This is a genomic window from Pseudomonas sp. LjRoot71 (genome assembly GCF_964253255.1).
Lineage (GTDB): Bacteria > Pseudomonadota > Gammaproteobacteria > Pseudomonadales > Pseudomonadaceae > Aquipseudomonas.
The window spans coordinates 4,194,310-4,211,214 of the sequence record NZ_CAXURA020000001.1; the positions used below are offsets into that span (position 1 = coordinate 4,194,310).

Genomic DNA, 16,905 nt, shown 5'->3' on the forward strand with positions numbered 1-16,905 from the left:
CCGCCGATGCTGATGATCGGCGAATCGTCCGTCAAGGGGGCGCGCTCAGCACTTTGTGCGCGCCGTCAAGGTTTCACACAGGCGGCAGATCGAAGGGACTCTGTTGCAGGCCGAGATGGTCAGCCTGCAAGGCCCAGCCGTGTTTGTCCCAGTCGCCGAGGACGATGCGTTGCGCCGCCTGGCCGTTGACCTGCAGGTTGTGGGTGGCCGGTCGATGGGTATGGCCATGGATTAGCGTTTGCACGCCGTAAGTGGCCATGATCCGTGGCACTTCGTCCGGGGTGACGTCGACAATCTCGCTGGCTTTCATCCGCGTCTGCGTGCGGCTTTCATTGCGCAGTTTGCGCGCTAGTTTTTGCCGGGTGCGCAGCGGCAGATTACGCAAAATAAACAGTGAAATCGGGTTGCGCAGCCAGCGCCGCAGCTTCATGTAGCCCACATCCTGGGTGCACAGGCTGTCGCCGTGCATCAACAGCACGCGTTGGCCATTCAGTTCTATCACGCTGGGGTCGGGGAGCAGGGTGCAGCCTGCTTCTCGGCAGAAGGCTTTGCCGAGTAGAAAGTCGCGATTGCCGTGCATCAGGTAGATGCGTGTGCCTTGCTCGCTGAGGCGACGCAGGGCCTGGGCAATCGAACGTTGAAAGGGGGTAATGGCGTCATCGCCGATCCATACTTCGAAGAAGTCACCCAGGATGTACAGCGCCTGGGCCTGAACCGCGCGGGTTTCCAGAAAATGCAGAAACGCCCGGCTGATATCCGGGCGCTCCTGTTCAAGATGCAGATCGGAGATCAGCAGTATCACTCAACGATCTCGGCGCGCTCGATGATCACGTCATCAACCGGTACATCCTGGTGGCCGGATTTGCTGGTGGTGGCGACGCCTTTGATGGCGTTGACCACGTCCATGCCTTCAACCACTTCACCGAACACCGCATAACCCCAGCCCTGCACGGTAGGTGCGCTGTGGTTAAGGAAGCTGTTGTCGGAAACGTTGATAAAGAACTGCGCGGAGGCCGAATGCGGCTCCATGGTGCGGGCCATGGCCACGGTGCCGATCTTGTTGGCGACGCCGTTGTTGGCTTCGTTCTTGATCGGAGCGCGGGTGGTTTTCTGCTTCATGCCCGGCTCGAAACCGCCGCCCTGGATCATGAAGTTGCTGATCACGCGGTGGAAAACGGTGTTGTCGTAGTGACCTTCTTTAACGTACTGCTTGAAGTTGGCCACGGTTTCCGGGGCTTTGTCTTCAAACAGGTTGAGGGTGATAACGCCGTGGTTGGTGTGCAGCTTGATCATGAAGGTAATCGCTCTGTCGATAAAACCGTGAGCCGCTGAATTTCCAGCAAAGGGCATTGCAGCGGTTCTTGGGCCTGTCAGGGGGTTGACAGCTTCGGCTATGATAAGCGCTTTGTTTTAGTCGGCCTACCCTGTGCCGCGCACCTGCACGATCAAGGACCCCATGAGCAAGCCAGAAACCGTCGCCGCCGCTAACTTCCTCCGCCCCATCGTCCAGGCTGATCTGGATGCCGGCAAGCACGCGAAGATCATTACCCGTTTTCCGCCGGAGCCCAATGGCTACCTGCACATCGGTCACGCCAAGTCGATTTGCCTGAACTTCGGCCTGGCCAAGGAGTTTGGTGGCGAGTGCAACCTGCGCTTTGATGACACCAACCCGGCCAAGGAAGACCAGGAATACATCGACGCGATCAAGAGCGACGTGCAGTGGCTGGGTTTTCAGTGGGCGGGCGAGGAGCGTTATGCCTCCAACTATTTTGACCAGCTGCATGCCTGGGCCATCGAGCTGATCAAGGCGGGAAAGGCCTTCGTCTGCGACTTGAACGCGGAAGAAATGCGTGCCTACCGTGGCAACCTGACCGAGCCGGGCAAGAACAGCCCGTTCCGTGAGCGCAGCGTCGAGGAGAACCTTGATCTGTTCTCCCGTATGAAGGCCGGTGAGTTCCCGGATGGTGCCCGTTCGCTGCGTGCGAAAATCGACATGGCATCGCCGAACATCAACCTGCGCGACCCGATCCTCTATCGCATTCGCCACGCCCATCACCACCAGACCGGTGACAAGTGGTGCATCTACCCGAGCTATGACTTCACCCACGGCCAGTCGGATGCCATCGAAGGCATCACTCACTCGATCTGCACCCTGGAGTTCGAAGACCACCGTCCGCTGTACGAGTGGTTCCTGGCACAACTGCCAGTGCCGGCGCAGCCGCGTCAGTACGAATTCGCCCGGCTGAACCTGAATTACACCATCACCAGCAAGCGCAAGCTCAAGCAACTGGTTGACGAGAAGCACGTCAATGGCTGGGATGACCCGCGCATGTCGACCCTGTCGGGCTTCCGCCGTCGCGGCTACACCCCGGCGTCTATCCGCGTCTTCTGCGACATGATTGGCGTCAACCGTGCTGGCGGCGTGGTGGACATTGGCATGCTGGAATTCGCCATTCGTGATGACTTGGATGCCAATGCCGCGCGTGCCATGTGCGTGCTCAAGCCGCTGAAAGTGGTGATCACCAACTACCCGGAAGGGCAGAAAGAGAACCTGGAGCTGGCGCGCCATCCCAAGCAGGACATGGGCGTGCGCGTACTGCCGTTCAGCCGTGAAATCTATATCGATGCCAGCGACTTCGAAGAAATCCCGCCAGCCGGTTTCAAACGCCTGATTCCAGGCGGCGAAGTGCGTCTGCGTGGCAGCTACGTGATTCGCGCCGATGAGGCGATCAAGGATACCGACGGCAATATCGTCGAGCTGCGCTGCTCCTACGACGAAAACACCCTGGGCAAGAACCCCGAAGGCCGCAAGGTCAAGGGCGTGATTCACTGGGTGCCGGCGGCCGAGAGCGTTGAGTGCGAAGTGCGTCTGTATGACCGTCTGTTCCGCTCCGCCAATCCTGAGAAGGACGAAGAGGGCGGCAGCTTCCTCGACAACATCAACCCGGAGTCGCTGGTGGTGCTCAAGGGCTGTCGTGCCGAGCCATCGCTGTCCGACGCTGCGCCGGAAGAACGTTTCCAGTTCGAGCGTGAAGGCTATTTCTGTGCCGATATCAAGGACAGCAAGCCGGGCGCTCCCGTCTTCAACCGGACTGTGACGCTGCGCGATTCCTGGGCCTAAGAGCCAGCCTCGGATCTGCTGCGCGTCAGCGATACGGCGTTAAAAATGGCCTCGGCAAGCCGCTTGCGGCTAACGCGCTTCAGCGCGACCCGAAGGGCGAGGAAAACGAGTAATGCTCATTTACAGCTAGTAAACTCCGCTTCCTCGGCCATTTTTGCCTTGTCTCGCTCTAGCTCGCGAGATCCGAAACAGGCTCTATTGCTCAGATGCTCTGATTAGAACCGGGCTGGTACGCCGGCCCGTGGTTTTTCAAGGAACCCCAATGCTCTCGATCTACAACACGCTGACCAAAAGCAAAGATGTCTTTAAACCGCTGGTGAGTAACCAGGTGCGCATGTACGTGTGCGGCATGACGGTTTACGACTTCTGTCATATCGGTCATGCGCGGGTGATGGTGGCGTTCGATGTGGTGACGCGCTGGCTGCGCCATCGTGGCTATGACGTGACCTACGTACGCAATATCACCGACATCGACGACAAGATCATCAAGCGCGCCAATGAGAACGGCGAGCCGTTTGAAGTGTTGGTCGAGCGCATGATTGCGGCCATGCACGAAGACGAGGCGCGTCTGAGTGTGCTGCGTCCGGATCAGGAGCCGCGTGCCACCGGGTATATCGCCGGCATGCATCGGATGATCCAGACCCTGATCGACAAGGGTTATGCCTATGCACCGGGCAATGGTGACGTGTACTACCGCGTTACCAAATTCGAAACCTACGGCAAGTTGTCACGCCGCAAGATCGATGAACTGAAGATCGGCGCGCGCATTGAAGTGGATGAGATCAAAGAAGATCCGCTGGATTTCGTCCTGTGGAAGGGCGTCAAGCCAGGTGAGCCGAGCTGGGCGTCGCCGTGGGGCGCTGGTCGTCCGGGCTGGCATATCGAGTGCTCGGTGATGTCCACCTGCTGCCTGGGCGAAACCTTCGATATCCACGGCGGCGGCCCGGATCTGGTGTTCCCGCACCATGAGAACGAGATCGCGCAGAGCGAGGCGGCCACTGGCAAGCTCTACGCCAATGCCTGGATGCACGCCGGCGCGGTGCGGGTGGACGGCGAGAAGATGTCCAAGAGTCTGGGCAACTTCTTCACCATTCGCGAGGTGCTGGAGAAGTACCATCCGGAAGTGGTGCGCTACCTGCTGGTATCCAGCCATTACCGCAGCCCGATCAACTATTCCGAAGACAGCCTGCGCGAAGCCAAGGGTGCGCTGGAGCGTTTCTACAATGCGCTCAAGGGCCTGCCTGATGCTGCACCCGCTGGTGGTGAGGCCTTTGTGGAGCGCTTTGCGGCGGCTATGGATGATGACTTCAACTCACCAGAAGCCTGCGCCGTGTTGTTTGAGCTGGCGCGTGAGATCAACCGTCTGCGCGAAAGCGATGTACAGGCTGCTGCCGCTCTGGCTGCGCGCTTGAAGGAATTGGCTGGTGTGCTTGGCGTGTTGCAGCTGGAGCCGGAAGCCTTTCTGCAGGCTGGCGCTGCTGGCAAGGTTGATGCGGCCGAGGTTGAGGCGTTGATCGCTGCGCGTCTGCAGGCTCGTGCCGAGAAGAACTGGGGCGAGTCTGACCGTATTCGCGATCAGCTCACCGCCATGGGCGTTGTGTTGGAAGATGGCAAAGGTGCGACCACCTGGCGCCTGGCTGACTAGTTTCGTTGTTGCACAAAAAAGGCCGCTTTCGAGCGGCCTTTTTTATTGCATGCGGCTGGCTAGTTCCAAAGCCAGTTCCATAGGCCCGGCAGGCGGGCGTACTGCTGTGGATCGCCGAGGGCGCGCCTTAATGCAGCACGTTGCAGGGTGTCGCGCTGACCGTAGAACGGTTGTATATCGGTGGCCAGGCCGACATCTTCGGCCACATCCATCAGTATTTGCAGGTACTCCTGCATATGCCGCGCGGTGTAGGGATTGGGGTCGTGGAAGGTCACCACCACCGGGATCACCCCGTCGACTGCCGGTAGGGCGCCGACGTTGATCTGTTGCGCGGCTTGCGCCAGCTGATCACGCAGATTACTGCGCCGACGCAGGCTGCCATTGATGCCCCAGATCTTGCCGTCATTGGCGCTCAAATCGGTTAGCAGAATGTGCAGGTCGTGTGTCTGATAGGCGGCAAAGGTGCGCTCGTCATAGTTCCAGAAGGGTGGCCGCACCAGACGTGGTGCGGTGTTGCTGACGGCCTGAAGGTCAGCTACTCCATCGCTCAATGATTGTTCCAGCGCCTCTGGGCTGAGGAAGCGGTGGTTGGCGTGGCCGGGTGTTGCGGTGTGCAGACCCAGTAGATGTCCCTCGCGTTGCTGGCGGCGCAGCAAGGCCTGACCCTGAGTGCTGCCGCCTGCCGTGGGTGCGCGTGTCTGGACAAAGAACAGTGCCTTGATACCGGGTTGGATCGGGTTGTCGGCCAGGGTGTCGAGTATCTGGGCGGTTGGATTGTGGGTGCTGCTGGCGCTGGGGCCATCATCGAAACTCAGCAGAAAGCGTATGGGTTCAATATCTGCTCGCGGTGCTGGTGCGGGTGCGCTGCTGCAACCGCTCAGCAGCACTATCGACAGCAATAGGCCGCTAAGGCGCGATGCCTGGGCGGCGGCAGCTGCGGAGTGCGTTGGCTTGCGCATCAGATAATGGCCTGTGACAGAAATGGCGGATCGCGCCGAGTCGCGCGCATATGGTCAGGTGGTAGGGCTTCGACACCGCACAGGGTGCATAAGTCCATAGGCTGGGAGTTATCGAGGTGTCCAGCGGGGTTAAAAACGGCACCTATATAAGAAGTGCCGTTGTTCTGGTGTGCTCTGTTAAATCAGGTGTGCAGGTGTTCGGCGGCGTGCAGGGTGTTTTCCAGCAGGCAGGCACGGGTCATCGGGCCAACGCCGCCTGGTACCGGGGTAATCCAGCCTGCACGGGGCAGGGCGGTTTCATACACCACATCACCGATCAGTTTGCCGTCGGCCTGACGGTTGATGCCAACGTCGATGACGGTAGCGCCGGGTTTGATCCACTCGCCCTGAACCAGGCCAGGCTTGCCCGCGGCCACCACAACGATGTCGGCTTGGCCAACATGCATAGGCAGGTCTTTGGTGAAACGGTGGGTCACGGTAACGGTGCAGCCAGCCAGCAGCAGTTCCATGGCCATCGGGCGGCCGACAATGTTCGAGGCGCCAACCACCACCGCGTGCATGCCATAAAGGTCTGCGCCGGTGCTTTGCAGCAGGGTCATGATGCCTTTCGGGGTGCAGGGGCGCAGCAATGGCATGCGCTGGGCCAGGCGGCCGATGTTGTAGGGGTGGAAACCGTCGACATCTTTATCCGGGCGGATGCGCTCCAGTAATAAGGAAGCATCAAGATGTTCCGGCAGCGGTAGCTGTACCAGAATGCCGTCAATGCTGGCGTCGTCATTCAGGCGATCAATCAACGCCATCAGCTCGGCCTGGCTGGTAGTGGCAGGCAGATCATAAGCTTGCGAGAGGAAACCGACTTCTTCGCAGTCTTTGCGTTTGTGCGAAACGTAGACTTGGGACGCAGGGTCGCTACCGACGAGAATTACAGCCAGTCCGGGTGCGCGCAGGCCTTGCTGGCGTCGTTCGGCGACACGTTGGGCGATCTGCTGGCGCAGGCTGGCGGCAATTGCTTTGCCATCGATCAGTTGTGCGGTCATTGCGCTTGGTTAACCATAAAGAAAGGATGGAAAAAGGACGCGCATTCTCGCATGACCGTGCTGTCGGGCAAAGGCAGATGCCAGGGTTTTCGCGTAACTCCTTTAAATGGCTGAATTTTTTTAACTTTTCTTGTTGACGACCTGAAACCACCTCTATAACATTCGCCCCGCTTGTCGAGCACAGCAAGTCGCTGGGTAAGACGGCTAAGGTTTAAGTTAAACGCTTTTTCCAGAGCCGAAAGCTTTAAGTCTGCACTAGCAGATGGATAAGCGCCCGTAGCTCAGCTGGATAGAGCATCCGCCTTCTAAGCGGATGGTCGCAGGTTCGAGTCCTGCCGGGTGCGCCATTTGGCGGTCTTGGCTCAAGCAAAATGCAATATGGTGGGCGTAGCTCAGTTGGTAGAGCACAGGATTGTGACTCCTGTTGTCGTGGGTTCGATCCCCATCGTCCACCCCATATTCCAAAACGCCAGGTTAATTCCTGGCGTTTTTGTATAAAGGCTTTACCCGCGGACGTGGTGGAATTGGTAGACACACTGGATTTAGGTTCCAGCGCCGCAAGGCGTGAGAGTTCGAGTCTCTCCGTCCGCACCATCTTTTAGAACTCCCTCCCGTTTGCCGCCTGCATCTAGGGTGACTTCTGCAAATTGACCCTCTAGAATGCATGCCCTTGATTCGGGGCCGGTAAACGGCCGGCTTATGTCTGTGCAACGAGGATTATCCATGCAAGTTTCTGTTGAAAGTACTTCTGCGCTCGAGCGCCGTATGACCGTAGGCGTCTCTGTTGAGCGCATCGAGACTGAAGTCAACAAGCGTCTGCAGCAGACTGCCCGTCGTGCCAAGGTTCCTGGTTTCCGTCCTGGCAAAGTGCCAATGAGCGTGATTCGTCAGCGTTACGAAGATTCCGCGCGCCAGGAAGCGTTGGGCGATCTGATCCAATCCACCTTCTACGAAGCCGTTGTTGAGCAGAAACTCAATCCAGCTGGCGCTCCGGCCGTTGAGCCGAAGTCCTTCGAGAAGGGCAAGGATCTGGAATACGTTGCGACCTTCGAAGTATTCCCGGAGTTCACCGTTGCCGGCTTCGACTCCATCGCTGTTGAGCGTCTGCAGGCTGATGTGGTTGATGCTGATGTCGACAACATGCTGGACATTCTGCGCAAGCAGAACACCCGTTTCGAGTCCGTTGAGCGTGCTGCCGAGAATGGCGATCAACTGAACATCGATTTCGTTGGCAAGATCGACGGCGAAGCCTTTGCTGGTGGTTCGGCTAAAGGTACTCAGCTGGTTCTCGGTTCCGGCCGCATGATCCCAGGCTTTGAAGACGCCCTGGTGGGTGCCAAAGCGGGCGAAGAGCGCGTGATCAACCCGACTTTCCCGGCTGACTACCAGAACCTCGACCTGGCAGGCAAAACTGCCGAGTTCACCGTTACCGTCAACAGCATCTCGGCACCTCAGCTGCCAGAGCTGAACGACGACTTCTTCGCCCTGTTCGGCGTAAAAGAAGGCGGCCTGGAAGGCTTCCGCGCCGAAGTGCGCAAGAACATGGAGCGCGAGCTGCGCCAGGCCATCAAGTCCAAGATCAAGAATCAGGTAATGGACGGCCTGCTGGCTGCCAACCCGATTGAAGTGCCGAAGGCGCTGATCAGCAACGAAGTGAACCGTCTGCGCGTCCAGGCCGTTCAGCAGTTCGGTGGCAACCTCAAGCCTGAGCAGCTGCCAGCTGAGCTGTTCGAAGAGCAAGCCAAGCGCCGTGTTGTGCTGGGTCTGGTTGTAGCTGAAGTGGTCAAACAGTGCGAACTGAAGCCGGATGACGCCCGCGTTCGCGAAATGATTCAGGAAATGGCTTCGGCTTACCAAGAGCCTGAGCAGGTTGTGGCCTGGTACTACAAAAACGACCAGCAAATGAACGAAGTGCGTTCGGTTGTACTGGAAGAGCAAGTTGTAGATACTGTTTTGCAGAAGGCCAACGTGACCGATAAAGCGGTCTCGTACGAAGAAGCTGTCAAGCCGGTAGAAGCACCACAAGCCGCCTGATTTCTTTACCTCGTTCGAACACGCCATAAGCCAGCCTCCGCGCTGGCTTATGCGTATTTGTGACATGACTATTTAGGGAGCGAGTGCAGCATGTCCCGCAATCCTTTTATGCAACAAATGCCTGAAATCTATGCCGCTGGCGGCTTAGTACCTATGGTTGTCGAGCAATCGGCTCGCGGTGAGCGTGCCTACGACATCTATTCGCGTCTGCTCAAAGAGCGCGTGATCTTTCTGGTTGGTCCTGTAGAGGACTACATGGCCAATCTGATCTGTGCGCAACTGCTGTTCCTTGAAGCGGAAAATCCGGACAAGGACATCCATCTTTACATCAACTCCCCGGGCGGTTCGGTGACGGCGGGTATGTCGATCTACGACACCATGCAATTCATCAAGCCTAATGTGTCCACCACCTGTATTGGCCAGGCATGCAGCATGGGCGCATTCCTGCTGACCGCCGGTGCTGAGGGCAAGCGCTACTGCCTGCCGAACTCGCGTGTGATGATTCACCAGCCGCTGGGTGGTTTCCAGGGGCAAGCGTCGGACATCGAAATCCACGCCAAGGAAATCCTCTTTATCCGCGCGCGTCTCAACACGCTGATGGCCAAGCACAGTGGGCGTACCCTGGAAGAAATCGAGCGTGATACCAACCGCGATAACTTCATGAGCGCCGAAGCGGCTCGTGAATACGGGTTGATCGACGAAGTGATTGAAAAACGCCCCGCTTAATATAAGCAGCTCAAAAACAGGGCAGGTCGGCTTAGCCGGTCTCCGGCGGGCTTGAAAAAGTCCGCATAAGCCTTCATCTTGTGTTGCAAGCATATCGGATTTGGATCGAACGAATGACTGACACCCGCAACGGCGAGGACAACGGCAAGTTGCTTTATTGCTCCTTCTGCGGCAAAAGCCAGCATGAAGTACGCAAATTAATTGCCGGCCCCTCGGTCTTTATCTGCGACGAGTGCGTCGACCTGTGCAACGACATCATCCGTGAGGAGGTGCAGGAAGCCCAGGCCGAGAGCAGTGCGCATAAATTGCCTGCTCCCAAGGAAATCAGCACCATCCTCGATCAATACGTGATCGGCCAGGAGCGTGCGAAGAAGGTGCTGGCGGTAGCGGTGTACAACCACTACAAGCGCCTCAATCAACGCGACAAGAAAGATGATGTCGAGCTGGGTAAGAGCAATATCCTGCTGATCGGTCCAACTGGCTCGGGTAAAACCCTGCTGGCAGAAACCCTGGCGCGCTTGCTCAACGTACCTTTCACCATCGCCGACGCTACCACGCTGACCGAAGCCGGTTATGTGGGCGAGGACGTCGAGAACATCATTCAGAAGCTGCTGCAGAAGTGTGATTACGATGTGGAAAAAGCCCAGATGGGCATCGTCTACATCGACGAAATCGACAAGATTTCGCGCAAGTCGGATAACCCGTCGATTACCCGCGACGTATCGGGTGAGGGCGTGCAGCAGGCATTGCTCAAGCTGATCGAAGGCACCGTTGCCTCGGTGCCGCCGCAGGGTGGTCGCAAGCATCCGCAGCAGGAATTCCTGCAGGTTGATACGCGCAATATCCTGTTTATTTGCGGTGGTGCGTTCTCCGGTCTGGAAAAAGTCATCCAGGGTCGTTCGACTAAGGGTGGTATCGGTTTCAGTGCCGAAGTACGTAGCAAGGAAGAGGGCAAGAAGGTTGGCGAGTCACTTCGCGCCGTCGAGCCGGATGATCTGGTCAAGTTTGGTCTGATCCCTGAGTTCGTTGGCCGTTTGCCGGTTATCGCCACGCTGGATGAACTCGACGAAGCGGCACTGGTGCAGATCCTGACCGAGCCGAAAAACGCCCTGACCAAGCAATATGGCAAGCTGTTCGAGATGGAAGGCGTTGAGCTGGAGTTCCGTCCAGATGCACTGAAGTCGGTTGCCCGCAAAGCGCTCGAGCGTAAAACCGGTGCTCGTGGTTTGCGTTCGATTCTCGAGGGTATCCTGCTTGATACCATGTACGAGATTCCGTCGCAGACTGATGTCAGCAAGGTGGTCATCGATGAAAGTGTGATCGATGGTGCGTCCAAGCCGTTGCTTATTTATGAGAACAACGAGCTGCCTGCCAAGGCTGCGCCAGACGCTTGATCGCGTTGTAACATGTTGAAAGCAAGGGGCCTGCGGGCCCCTTTTCTTTTCCTGTTGCAGCGCTTGTTTTTTGTTGGGGCTGCCCCCATCTTAGGGCTAAGGGTCATCCCATCTGTTTACGGCCGTAAGGCCGCCGTAGAGCCGAAATCATGAAGACAACCATCGAATTGCCTCTCCTGCCGTTGCGCGATGTTGTGGTCTATCCGCATATGGTCATCCCGCTGTTCGTCGGGCGTGAAAAATCTATTGAGGCCCTTGAGGCTGCAATGACAGGCGAGAAGCAGATTCTGTTGCTGGCCCAGAAGAACCCCGCTGACGATGATCCGAGCGAGGATGGTCTCTACCGCGTGGGTACCGTCGCCACGGTGTTACAACTGCTGAAACTGCCCGATGGCACGGTCAAGGTGCTGGTTGAGGGCGAGCAGCGCGGAGAGATTGAGCGCTTTATCGAAGTCGACGGCCATTGCCGTGCGGAAGTGCAGCTGATTGATGAGGTGGACGCTGCCGAGCGTGAGGCCGAAGTGTTCATCCGCAGCCTGCTGAGTCAGTTCGAGCAGTATGTGCAGCTGGGTAAGAAGGTTCCGGCCGAGGTGCTGGCTTCGCTCAATGGCATCGATGAGCCAGGTCGCCTGGTCGATACCATGGCAGCGCACATGGTGCTGAAAATCGAGCAGAAGCAGGAAATTCTGGAAATTACCGACCTGGCTGCCCGGGTTGAGCATGTGCTGGCACTGCTGGACGCCGAGATTGATCTGTTGCAGGTCGAGAAGCGCATCCGTGGGCGGGTCAAGAAGCAGATGGAGCGCAGTCAGCGCGAGTACTACCTGAATGAGCAGATGAAGGCCATTCAGAAAGAGCTTGGCGATAGCGAGGAAGGCCATAACGAACTCGATGAACTGAAAAAGCGTATCGAGAGCGCTGGGTTGACCGCCGAAGCGCACACCAAGGCCAATGCTGAGTTGAATAAGCTCAAGCAGATGTCGCCGATGTCGGCTGAGGCCACGGTGGTGCGTTCCTATATCGATTGGCTGGTCAATGTGCCGTGGAAAGCGCAGAGCAAGGTGCGCCTTGATCTGGCACGGGCGGAAAGCATTCTGGATGCAGACCACTATGGCCTGGAAGAGGTCAAGGAGCGCATCCTTGAATACCTCGCCGTGCAAAAACGGGTGAAAAAACTCAAAGGTCCGGTGCTGTGTCTGGTCGGGCCGCCTGGTGTGGGTAAAACCTCGCTGGCCGAGTCGATTGCCAGCGCCACCAATCGCAAATTTGTGCGCATGGCGCTCGGCGGTGTGCGTGATGAGGCGGAAATTCGCGGTCATCGCCGCACCTATATTGGTTCCATGCCGGGTCGTTTGATACAAAAAATGACCAAAGTTGGTGTGCGCAACCCACTGTTCCTGCTCGATGAAATCGACAAGATGGGTCAGGACATGCGTGGTGATCCTGCGTCCGCGCTGCTCGAGGTGCTGGATCCGGAGCAGAACCACAACTTCAACGATCATTATCTGGAGGTCGACTACGACCTGTCTGATGTGATGTTCCTCTGTACCGCGAACTCGATGAACATTCCGGGCCCCCTGCTGGATCGGATGGAAGTGATTCGTTTGCCGGGTTACACCGAGGCGGAGAAGATCAACATCGCGATCAAGTACCTGGCGCCCAAGCAGGTTCAGGCCAATGGTTTGAAGAAGACCGAGTTGGCCTTCGAAGAAGCGGCCATCCGCGACATCATTCGTTACTACACCCGCGAGGCTGGAGTGCGGGGTCTTGAGCGGCAGATTGCCAAGGTATGTCGTAAGGCTGTCAAGGAGCACGCCGCCGAGAAGCGCTTCCAGGTTACGGTCACTGCTGATTCGCTTGAGCATTTCCTGGGGGTGCGCAAGCACCGCTATGGTCTGGCCGAGCAGCAGGATCAGATCGGTCAGGTAACCGGTCTGGCCTGGACCCAGGTTGGTGGTGAACTGCTGACCATCGAAGCCGTGGTGGTGCCGGGTAAAGGTCAGTTGATCAAAACCGGCTCGTTGGGCGATGTGATGCTGGAGTCGATCACGGCCGCGCAGACAGTTGTGCGCAGTCGGGCCAAGAGCTTGGGCGTGCCTGTGGACTTCTACGAGAAGCAGGATATCCATATTCACATGCCGGAAGGGGCAACACCCAAAGATGGTCCCAGTGCAGGCGTTGGCATGTGTACGGCGCTGGTTTCAGCATTGACGCAGATCCCGGTGCGCGCAGATGTGGCCATGACCGGGGAAATCACCCTGCGTGGTCAGGTATTGGCCATCGGTGGTCTGAAGGAAAAACTCCTGGCCGCACACCGTGGTGGAATCAAGACTGTGATCATTCCGGAAGAGAATGTGCGCGACTTGAAAGAGATTCCGGAGAATATTAAGCAAGACCTGCAGATTAAACCGGTTAAATGGATTGACGAGGTCCTGCAAATTGCGCTGCAATACGCCCCGGAGCCCTTGCCTGATGCGGCTCCCATGGTTGCAAAGGATGAAAAACGCGAGACTGATTCCAAGGAGCGAATTAGCACGCATTAGCCGGAGGGCTTTCTTGACACATTTTTAGAGCCCTTGTTATAAAGCGGCTCTTATCGTGTCAGCAGGCTCTCCAGCACCAGCTTCGCTTACATTTAAAAGCAAGAAATAAACTCAACAGAAATTAAGGGGACTTAAGAGTGAACAAGTCGGAACTGATCGATGCCATCGCCGCATCTGCTGATATCCCAAAAGCTGTTGCCGGCCGTGCGCTGGACGCAGTCATTGAATCCGTTACTGGCGCTCTGAAGGCTGGTGACTCCGTAGTACTGGTTGGATTCGGCACTTTCGCTGTTAAAGAGCGTGCTGCTCGCACTGGCCGTAACCCGCAAACTGGTAACCCGATCAGCATCGCTGCTGCCAAGATTCCAGGCTTCAAAGCCGGTAAAGCTCTGAAAGACGCTGTCAACTAAGCCTCTTTCTGGGTTTGCCCAGCAGATCAGTCGAATGGCTGATCTGTCAGCGGGGCGGGTTGTTCAGCCAGACCAATTGGGTTGAACATAACGAATTGCAGGTTTGGGTTCGATCCGCTTCGCCAGTTACGAGAAGGCGCATCCACTGATGCGCCTTTCTTCTATCCGGATTTTACCCACGCTGCACGGCTGCTTTTTTTGTACAGCCGTTCTGGGGGAAGCATGCTGCAGAATATCAGGGACAATTCACAGGGTTGGATTGCCAAAACCATCATCGGTCTGATCGTTGCGCTGATGGCGCTGACCGGTGTCGATGCCATTTTTACTGGCACCAGTAATAGCCAAAATGCCGCTGAAGTGAATGGTGAGAAGATTACTTCCGCTGAACTCAGCCAGGCTGTGGAAATGCAGCGTCGGCAGTTGCTGCAGCAGTTGGGGCGTGATTTCGATGCATCCCTGCTGGACGAAAAGCTGCTGCGTGAGGCAGCCCTGAACGGTCTGATCGAGCGCACCTTGCTGCTTGATAGTGCCAAGGATGCCAAGTTCGCGTTCTCGCAGCAGGCGCTGGATCAGGTGATTCTGAAAACGCCGGAGTTTCTTGTAGACGGCCAGTTCAATGCTGAGCGTTTCGACCAGGTGATTCGTCAGCTCGGCTACAGCCGCTTGCAGTTCCGCCAGATGCTTGAGGAGGAAATGCTCATCGGTCAGCTGCGCGCTGGTCTAGCCAACAGCGGTTTTGTTACCGATGCCCAAGTACAGGTTTTTGCCGCACTGGAAAAGCAGACCCGTGACTTCGCCACGCTGACGCTCAAGGCTGATCTGGATGCCGTCACGCTCAGCGACGACGACATCAAGGCCTACTACGACGCTCAGGCCAGCGAGTTCATGAGTCCTGAGCAGGTTGTACTGGAATACGTCGAGCTGAAGAAGGATGCCTTCTTCGATCAAGTGGAAGTCACCGATGAGGCGCTACAAAGCGCTTATCAGAGTGAAATTGCCAGCCTTGCCGAACAGCGTCGTGCTGCCCATATTCTGGTTGAGGTTAACGACAAGCTGAATGACGAGCAGGCCAAGGCCAAGCTGGTCGAGGTGCAGAAGCGCTTGGAGCAGGGTGAAGATTTCGCCGCCTTGGCCAAGGAGTTTTCCGATGACTCAGGTTCGGCCGGCGACGGCGGTGACTTGGGCTTTGCTGGCCCTGGCGTGTATGACCCCGCTTTCGAAGAAGCACTCTATGCGCTCAGTGAAAATGCTGTATCGGCACCCGTGCGCAGCGAGTTTGGCTGGCACCTGATCAAGCTGCTCGGCGTGCAGGCTCCAGAAGTACCGAGCTTCGCCAGCCTGGAAGAGAAGCTACAGCGCGACCTCAAGACCCGCCAGGTTGAGCAGCGTTTTGTCGAAGTCACCAAGACGCTTGAGGATTCCGCATTTGAGGCTTCCGATCTGAGTCAGCCGGCGCAGGAGCTGGGTTTACAGGTCAAGACCACTGAGCCATTTGGTCGTCAGGGTGGTAGCGAAGGTGTATCTGCTAACCGTCAGGTTATTCAGGCTGCCTTCAGTGAGGAAGTGCTGGAAGACGGCAGCAACAGCAGTGTGATCGAGTTGGATCCGAACACTGTGGTGGTGGTGCGCGTCAAAGAACACAACAAGCCGAAGCAGCTGCCGCTGGAGCAGGTTGCCGACAGCATCCGTGCCCAGTTGACCAAGGTGCGTGCAAGCGAGGCGGTCAAAGCCAAAGGCGAGGAGCAGCTGGCTGCTCTGCGTGAAGGCCAGACACCGGTTAGTCAGGCCGATGCCAAGCAGGGTTGGACGGTTGTCGAAGCGGCCACCCGCAGTCAGGAAGGTGTTGAGCCTGCTGTACTGCAAGCGCTATTCCGCATGCCCAAGCCTGAAGCGGCTGACAAGCCGAGCTTTGCGGGTATCAGTCTGGGTAATGGTGATTTCGTGATCATCCGCCTCAATGGCGTGAGCCAACCGGAACAGGTGCTGTCGGAAGAAGACAAAGCCATGTACGGCCGCTTCCTGGCTTCGCGGGCTGGTCAGCAGGACTTTGCTGCGTTCCGTAAGCAACTGGAAGAGAAGGCGGATATCGAGCGCTTCTGATCGATACCGCTGAATACAAAAAAGGCCGCTTCTTCAAGCGGCCTTTTTTATGTCTGCCATCCTTGGCAGCGAACTGTGTACGACGCAGGAAGATGCTGATCTCCCCGCGCAGCAGGCTTACTCTTCCATGGCACCCATCGCGGTGGTGTTGAAGCCGCCGTCGACGTACATGATCTCGCCGCTGACGCCTGAAGCCAGATCCGAGCAGAGGAAGGCACCGGCGTTGCCAACTTCTTCGATGGTCACGTTGCGGCGCAGTGGGGTCTGCTTCTCGTTGGCGGCGAGCATCTTGCGGAAGCTCTTGATGCCGGAGGCCGCCAGGGTGCGTATCGGGCCGGCAGAGATGGCGTTGACGCGGGTGCCTTCTGGGCCGAGGCTGCCGGCCAGGTAACGTACACCGGCTTCCAGGCTGGCCTTGGCCATGCCCATGACATTGTAGTTAGGCATGGTGCGCTCGGCGCCCAGGTAGGAGAGGGTGAGCAGGCTGCCGTTGCGGCCTTTCATCAGTTCGCGACCGGCCTTGGCCAGTGCTACAAAGCTGTAGGCGCTGATGTCGTGGGCGATGCGGAAGCCTTCGCGGGTGGTGACGTCGGTGAAGTCGCCGTCCAGTTGATCGCCTGGGGCGAAGCCTACGGAGTGAACGATACAGTCCAGGCCATCCCACTTCTTGCTCAGGGCTTCGAAGACGGCGGCGATCTCGTCGTCATTGGCCACATCGCACGGGAAGCACAGGTCAGCGCTTGAGCCCCAGTCAGCGGCGAAACCTTCAACCCGGCCTTTGAGCTTTTCGTTCTGGTAGGTGAAGGCCAGTTCGGCACCTTCACGGTGCATGGCTGCTGCGATACCGGAGGCGATGGACAGTTTGCTGGCGACGCCAACGATCAGTACGCGCTTGCCGCTTAGAAAACCCATGGGTGTAGTTCCTCTTCCTGTCTA

The 16,905-nt window shown here is 57.5% G+C and carries 13 protein-coding genes and 3 tRNA genes; 11 read left to right on the forward strand and 5 right to left on the reverse strand.

Annotated elements, in window-relative coordinates; translation table 11 throughout:
- Positions 1-73: 73 nt before the first annotated feature.
- Positions 74-802, reverse strand: coding sequence for a UDP-2,3-diacylglucosamine diphosphatase (lpxH, locus tag ACSQ17_RS19805; protein WP_436070225.1), 729 nt, complete (start codon positions 800-802; stop codon positions 74-76).
- Positions 799-1,293, reverse strand: a complete 495-nt coding sequence (locus ACSQ17_RS19810) for a peptidylprolyl isomerase (RefSeq protein WP_233685099.1) — start codon at positions 1,291-1,293, stop codon at positions 799-801. The genes lpxH and ACSQ17_RS19810 overlap by 4 nt, the downstream gene beginning before the upstream one ends.
- Before the next feature lie 163 nt (positions 1,294-1,456).
- On the opposite strand from ACSQ17_RS19810, the gene ACSQ17_RS19815 reads away from it, so the two are divergent.
- Together ACSQ17_RS19815 and cysS are read left to right on the forward strand one after the other, a co-directional pair.
- On the forward strand, positions 1,457-3,121 hold the full coding sequence (locus ACSQ17_RS19815) for a glutamine--tRNA ligase/YqeY domain fusion protein (RefSeq protein ID WP_436070226.1): 1,665 nt from the start codon (positions 1,457-1,459) through the stop codon (positions 3,119-3,121).
- 262 nt (positions 3,122-3,383) lie between these two features.
- Entirely contained in the window at positions 3,384-4,766 is a 1,383-nt protein-coding gene (cysS, locus tag ACSQ17_RS19820) for a cysteine--tRNA ligase (RefSeq protein WP_436070227.1), read from the forward strand.
- A 59-nt stretch (positions 4,767-4,825) separates the two neighbouring features.
- On the opposite strand, the gene ACSQ17_RS19825 is transcribed toward cysS, so the two are convergent.
- On the reverse strand, positions 4,826-5,725 hold the full coding sequence (locus tag ACSQ17_RS19825) for a polysaccharide deacetylase family protein (RefSeq protein ID WP_436070228.1): 900 nt from the start codon (positions 5,723-5,725) through the stop codon (positions 4,826-4,828).
- Positions 5,726-5,907: 182 nt separating this feature from the next.
- Entirely contained in the window at positions 5,908-6,762 is an 855-nt protein-coding gene (gene folD, locus ACSQ17_RS19830; RefSeq protein WP_436070229.1) for a bifunctional methylenetetrahydrofolate dehydrogenase/methenyltetrahydrofolate cyclohydrolase FolD, read from the reverse strand.
- 270 nt (positions 6,763-7,032) lie between these two features.
- Here folD and ACSQ17_RS19835 point away from each other — a divergent pair.
- The 9 genes from ACSQ17_RS19835 to ACSQ17_RS19875 all read left to right on the forward strand — a co-directional run bounded on the left by ACSQ17_RS19835 (position 7,033) and on the right by ACSQ17_RS19875 (position 15,969).
- A tRNA-Arg gene (locus ACSQ17_RS19835) sits at positions 7,033-7,109 on the forward strand.
- Between the two features lie 34 nt (positions 7,110-7,143).
- Positions 7,144-7,219 (forward strand) — tRNA-His (locus ACSQ17_RS19840).
- A gap of 52 nt (positions 7,220-7,271) precedes the next feature.
- Positions 7,272-7,356: transfer RNA gene (locus tag ACSQ17_RS19845), tRNA-Leu, on the forward strand.
- Positions 7,357-7,485: 129 nt separating this feature from the next.
- On the forward strand, positions 7,486-8,796 hold the full coding sequence (gene tig / locus ACSQ17_RS19850) for a trigger factor (protein ID WP_436070230.1): 1,311 nt from the start codon (positions 7,486-7,488) through the stop codon (positions 8,794-8,796).
- A gap of 90 nt (positions 8,797-8,886) precedes the next feature.
- Positions 8,887-9,522 (forward strand): ATP-dependent Clp endopeptidase proteolytic subunit ClpP, encoded by a 636-nt coding sequence (clpP, locus tag ACSQ17_RS19855; RefSeq protein WP_436070231.1) that lies wholly within the window; start codon positions 8,887-8,889, stop codon positions 9,520-9,522.
- Positions 9,523-9,635: 113 nt separating this feature from the next.
- Positions 9,636-10,916, forward strand: coding sequence for an ATP-dependent Clp protease ATP-binding subunit ClpX (gene clpX / locus ACSQ17_RS19860; RefSeq protein WP_436070232.1), 1,281 nt, complete (start codon positions 9,636-9,638; stop codon positions 10,914-10,916).
- A 149-nt stretch (positions 10,917-11,065) separates the two neighbouring features.
- Positions 11,066-13,459 (forward strand): endopeptidase La, encoded by a 2,394-nt coding sequence (gene lon / locus ACSQ17_RS19865; RefSeq protein ID WP_436070233.1) that lies wholly within the window; start codon positions 11,066-11,068, stop codon positions 13,457-13,459.
- Positions 13,460-13,596: 137 nt separating this feature from the next.
- Positions 13,597-13,869, forward strand: a complete 273-nt coding sequence (hupB, locus tag ACSQ17_RS19870) for a nucleoid-associated protein HU-beta (protein ID WP_010490206.1) — start codon at positions 13,597-13,599, stop codon at positions 13,867-13,869.
- A 222-nt stretch (positions 13,870-14,091) separates the two neighbouring features.
- Positions 14,092-15,969, forward strand: coding sequence for a SurA N-terminal domain-containing protein (locus ACSQ17_RS19875; RefSeq protein WP_436070234.1), 1,878 nt, complete (start codon positions 14,092-14,094; stop codon positions 15,967-15,969).
- A 117-nt stretch (positions 15,970-16,086) separates the two neighbouring features.
- On the opposite strand, the gene fabI is transcribed toward ACSQ17_RS19875, so the two are convergent.
- On the reverse strand, positions 16,087-16,881 hold the full coding sequence (gene fabI / locus ACSQ17_RS19880) for an enoyl-ACP reductase FabI (protein WP_436070235.1): 795 nt from the start codon (positions 16,879-16,881) through the stop codon (positions 16,087-16,089).
- Between the last annotated feature and the right edge of the window lie 24 nt (positions 16,882-16,905).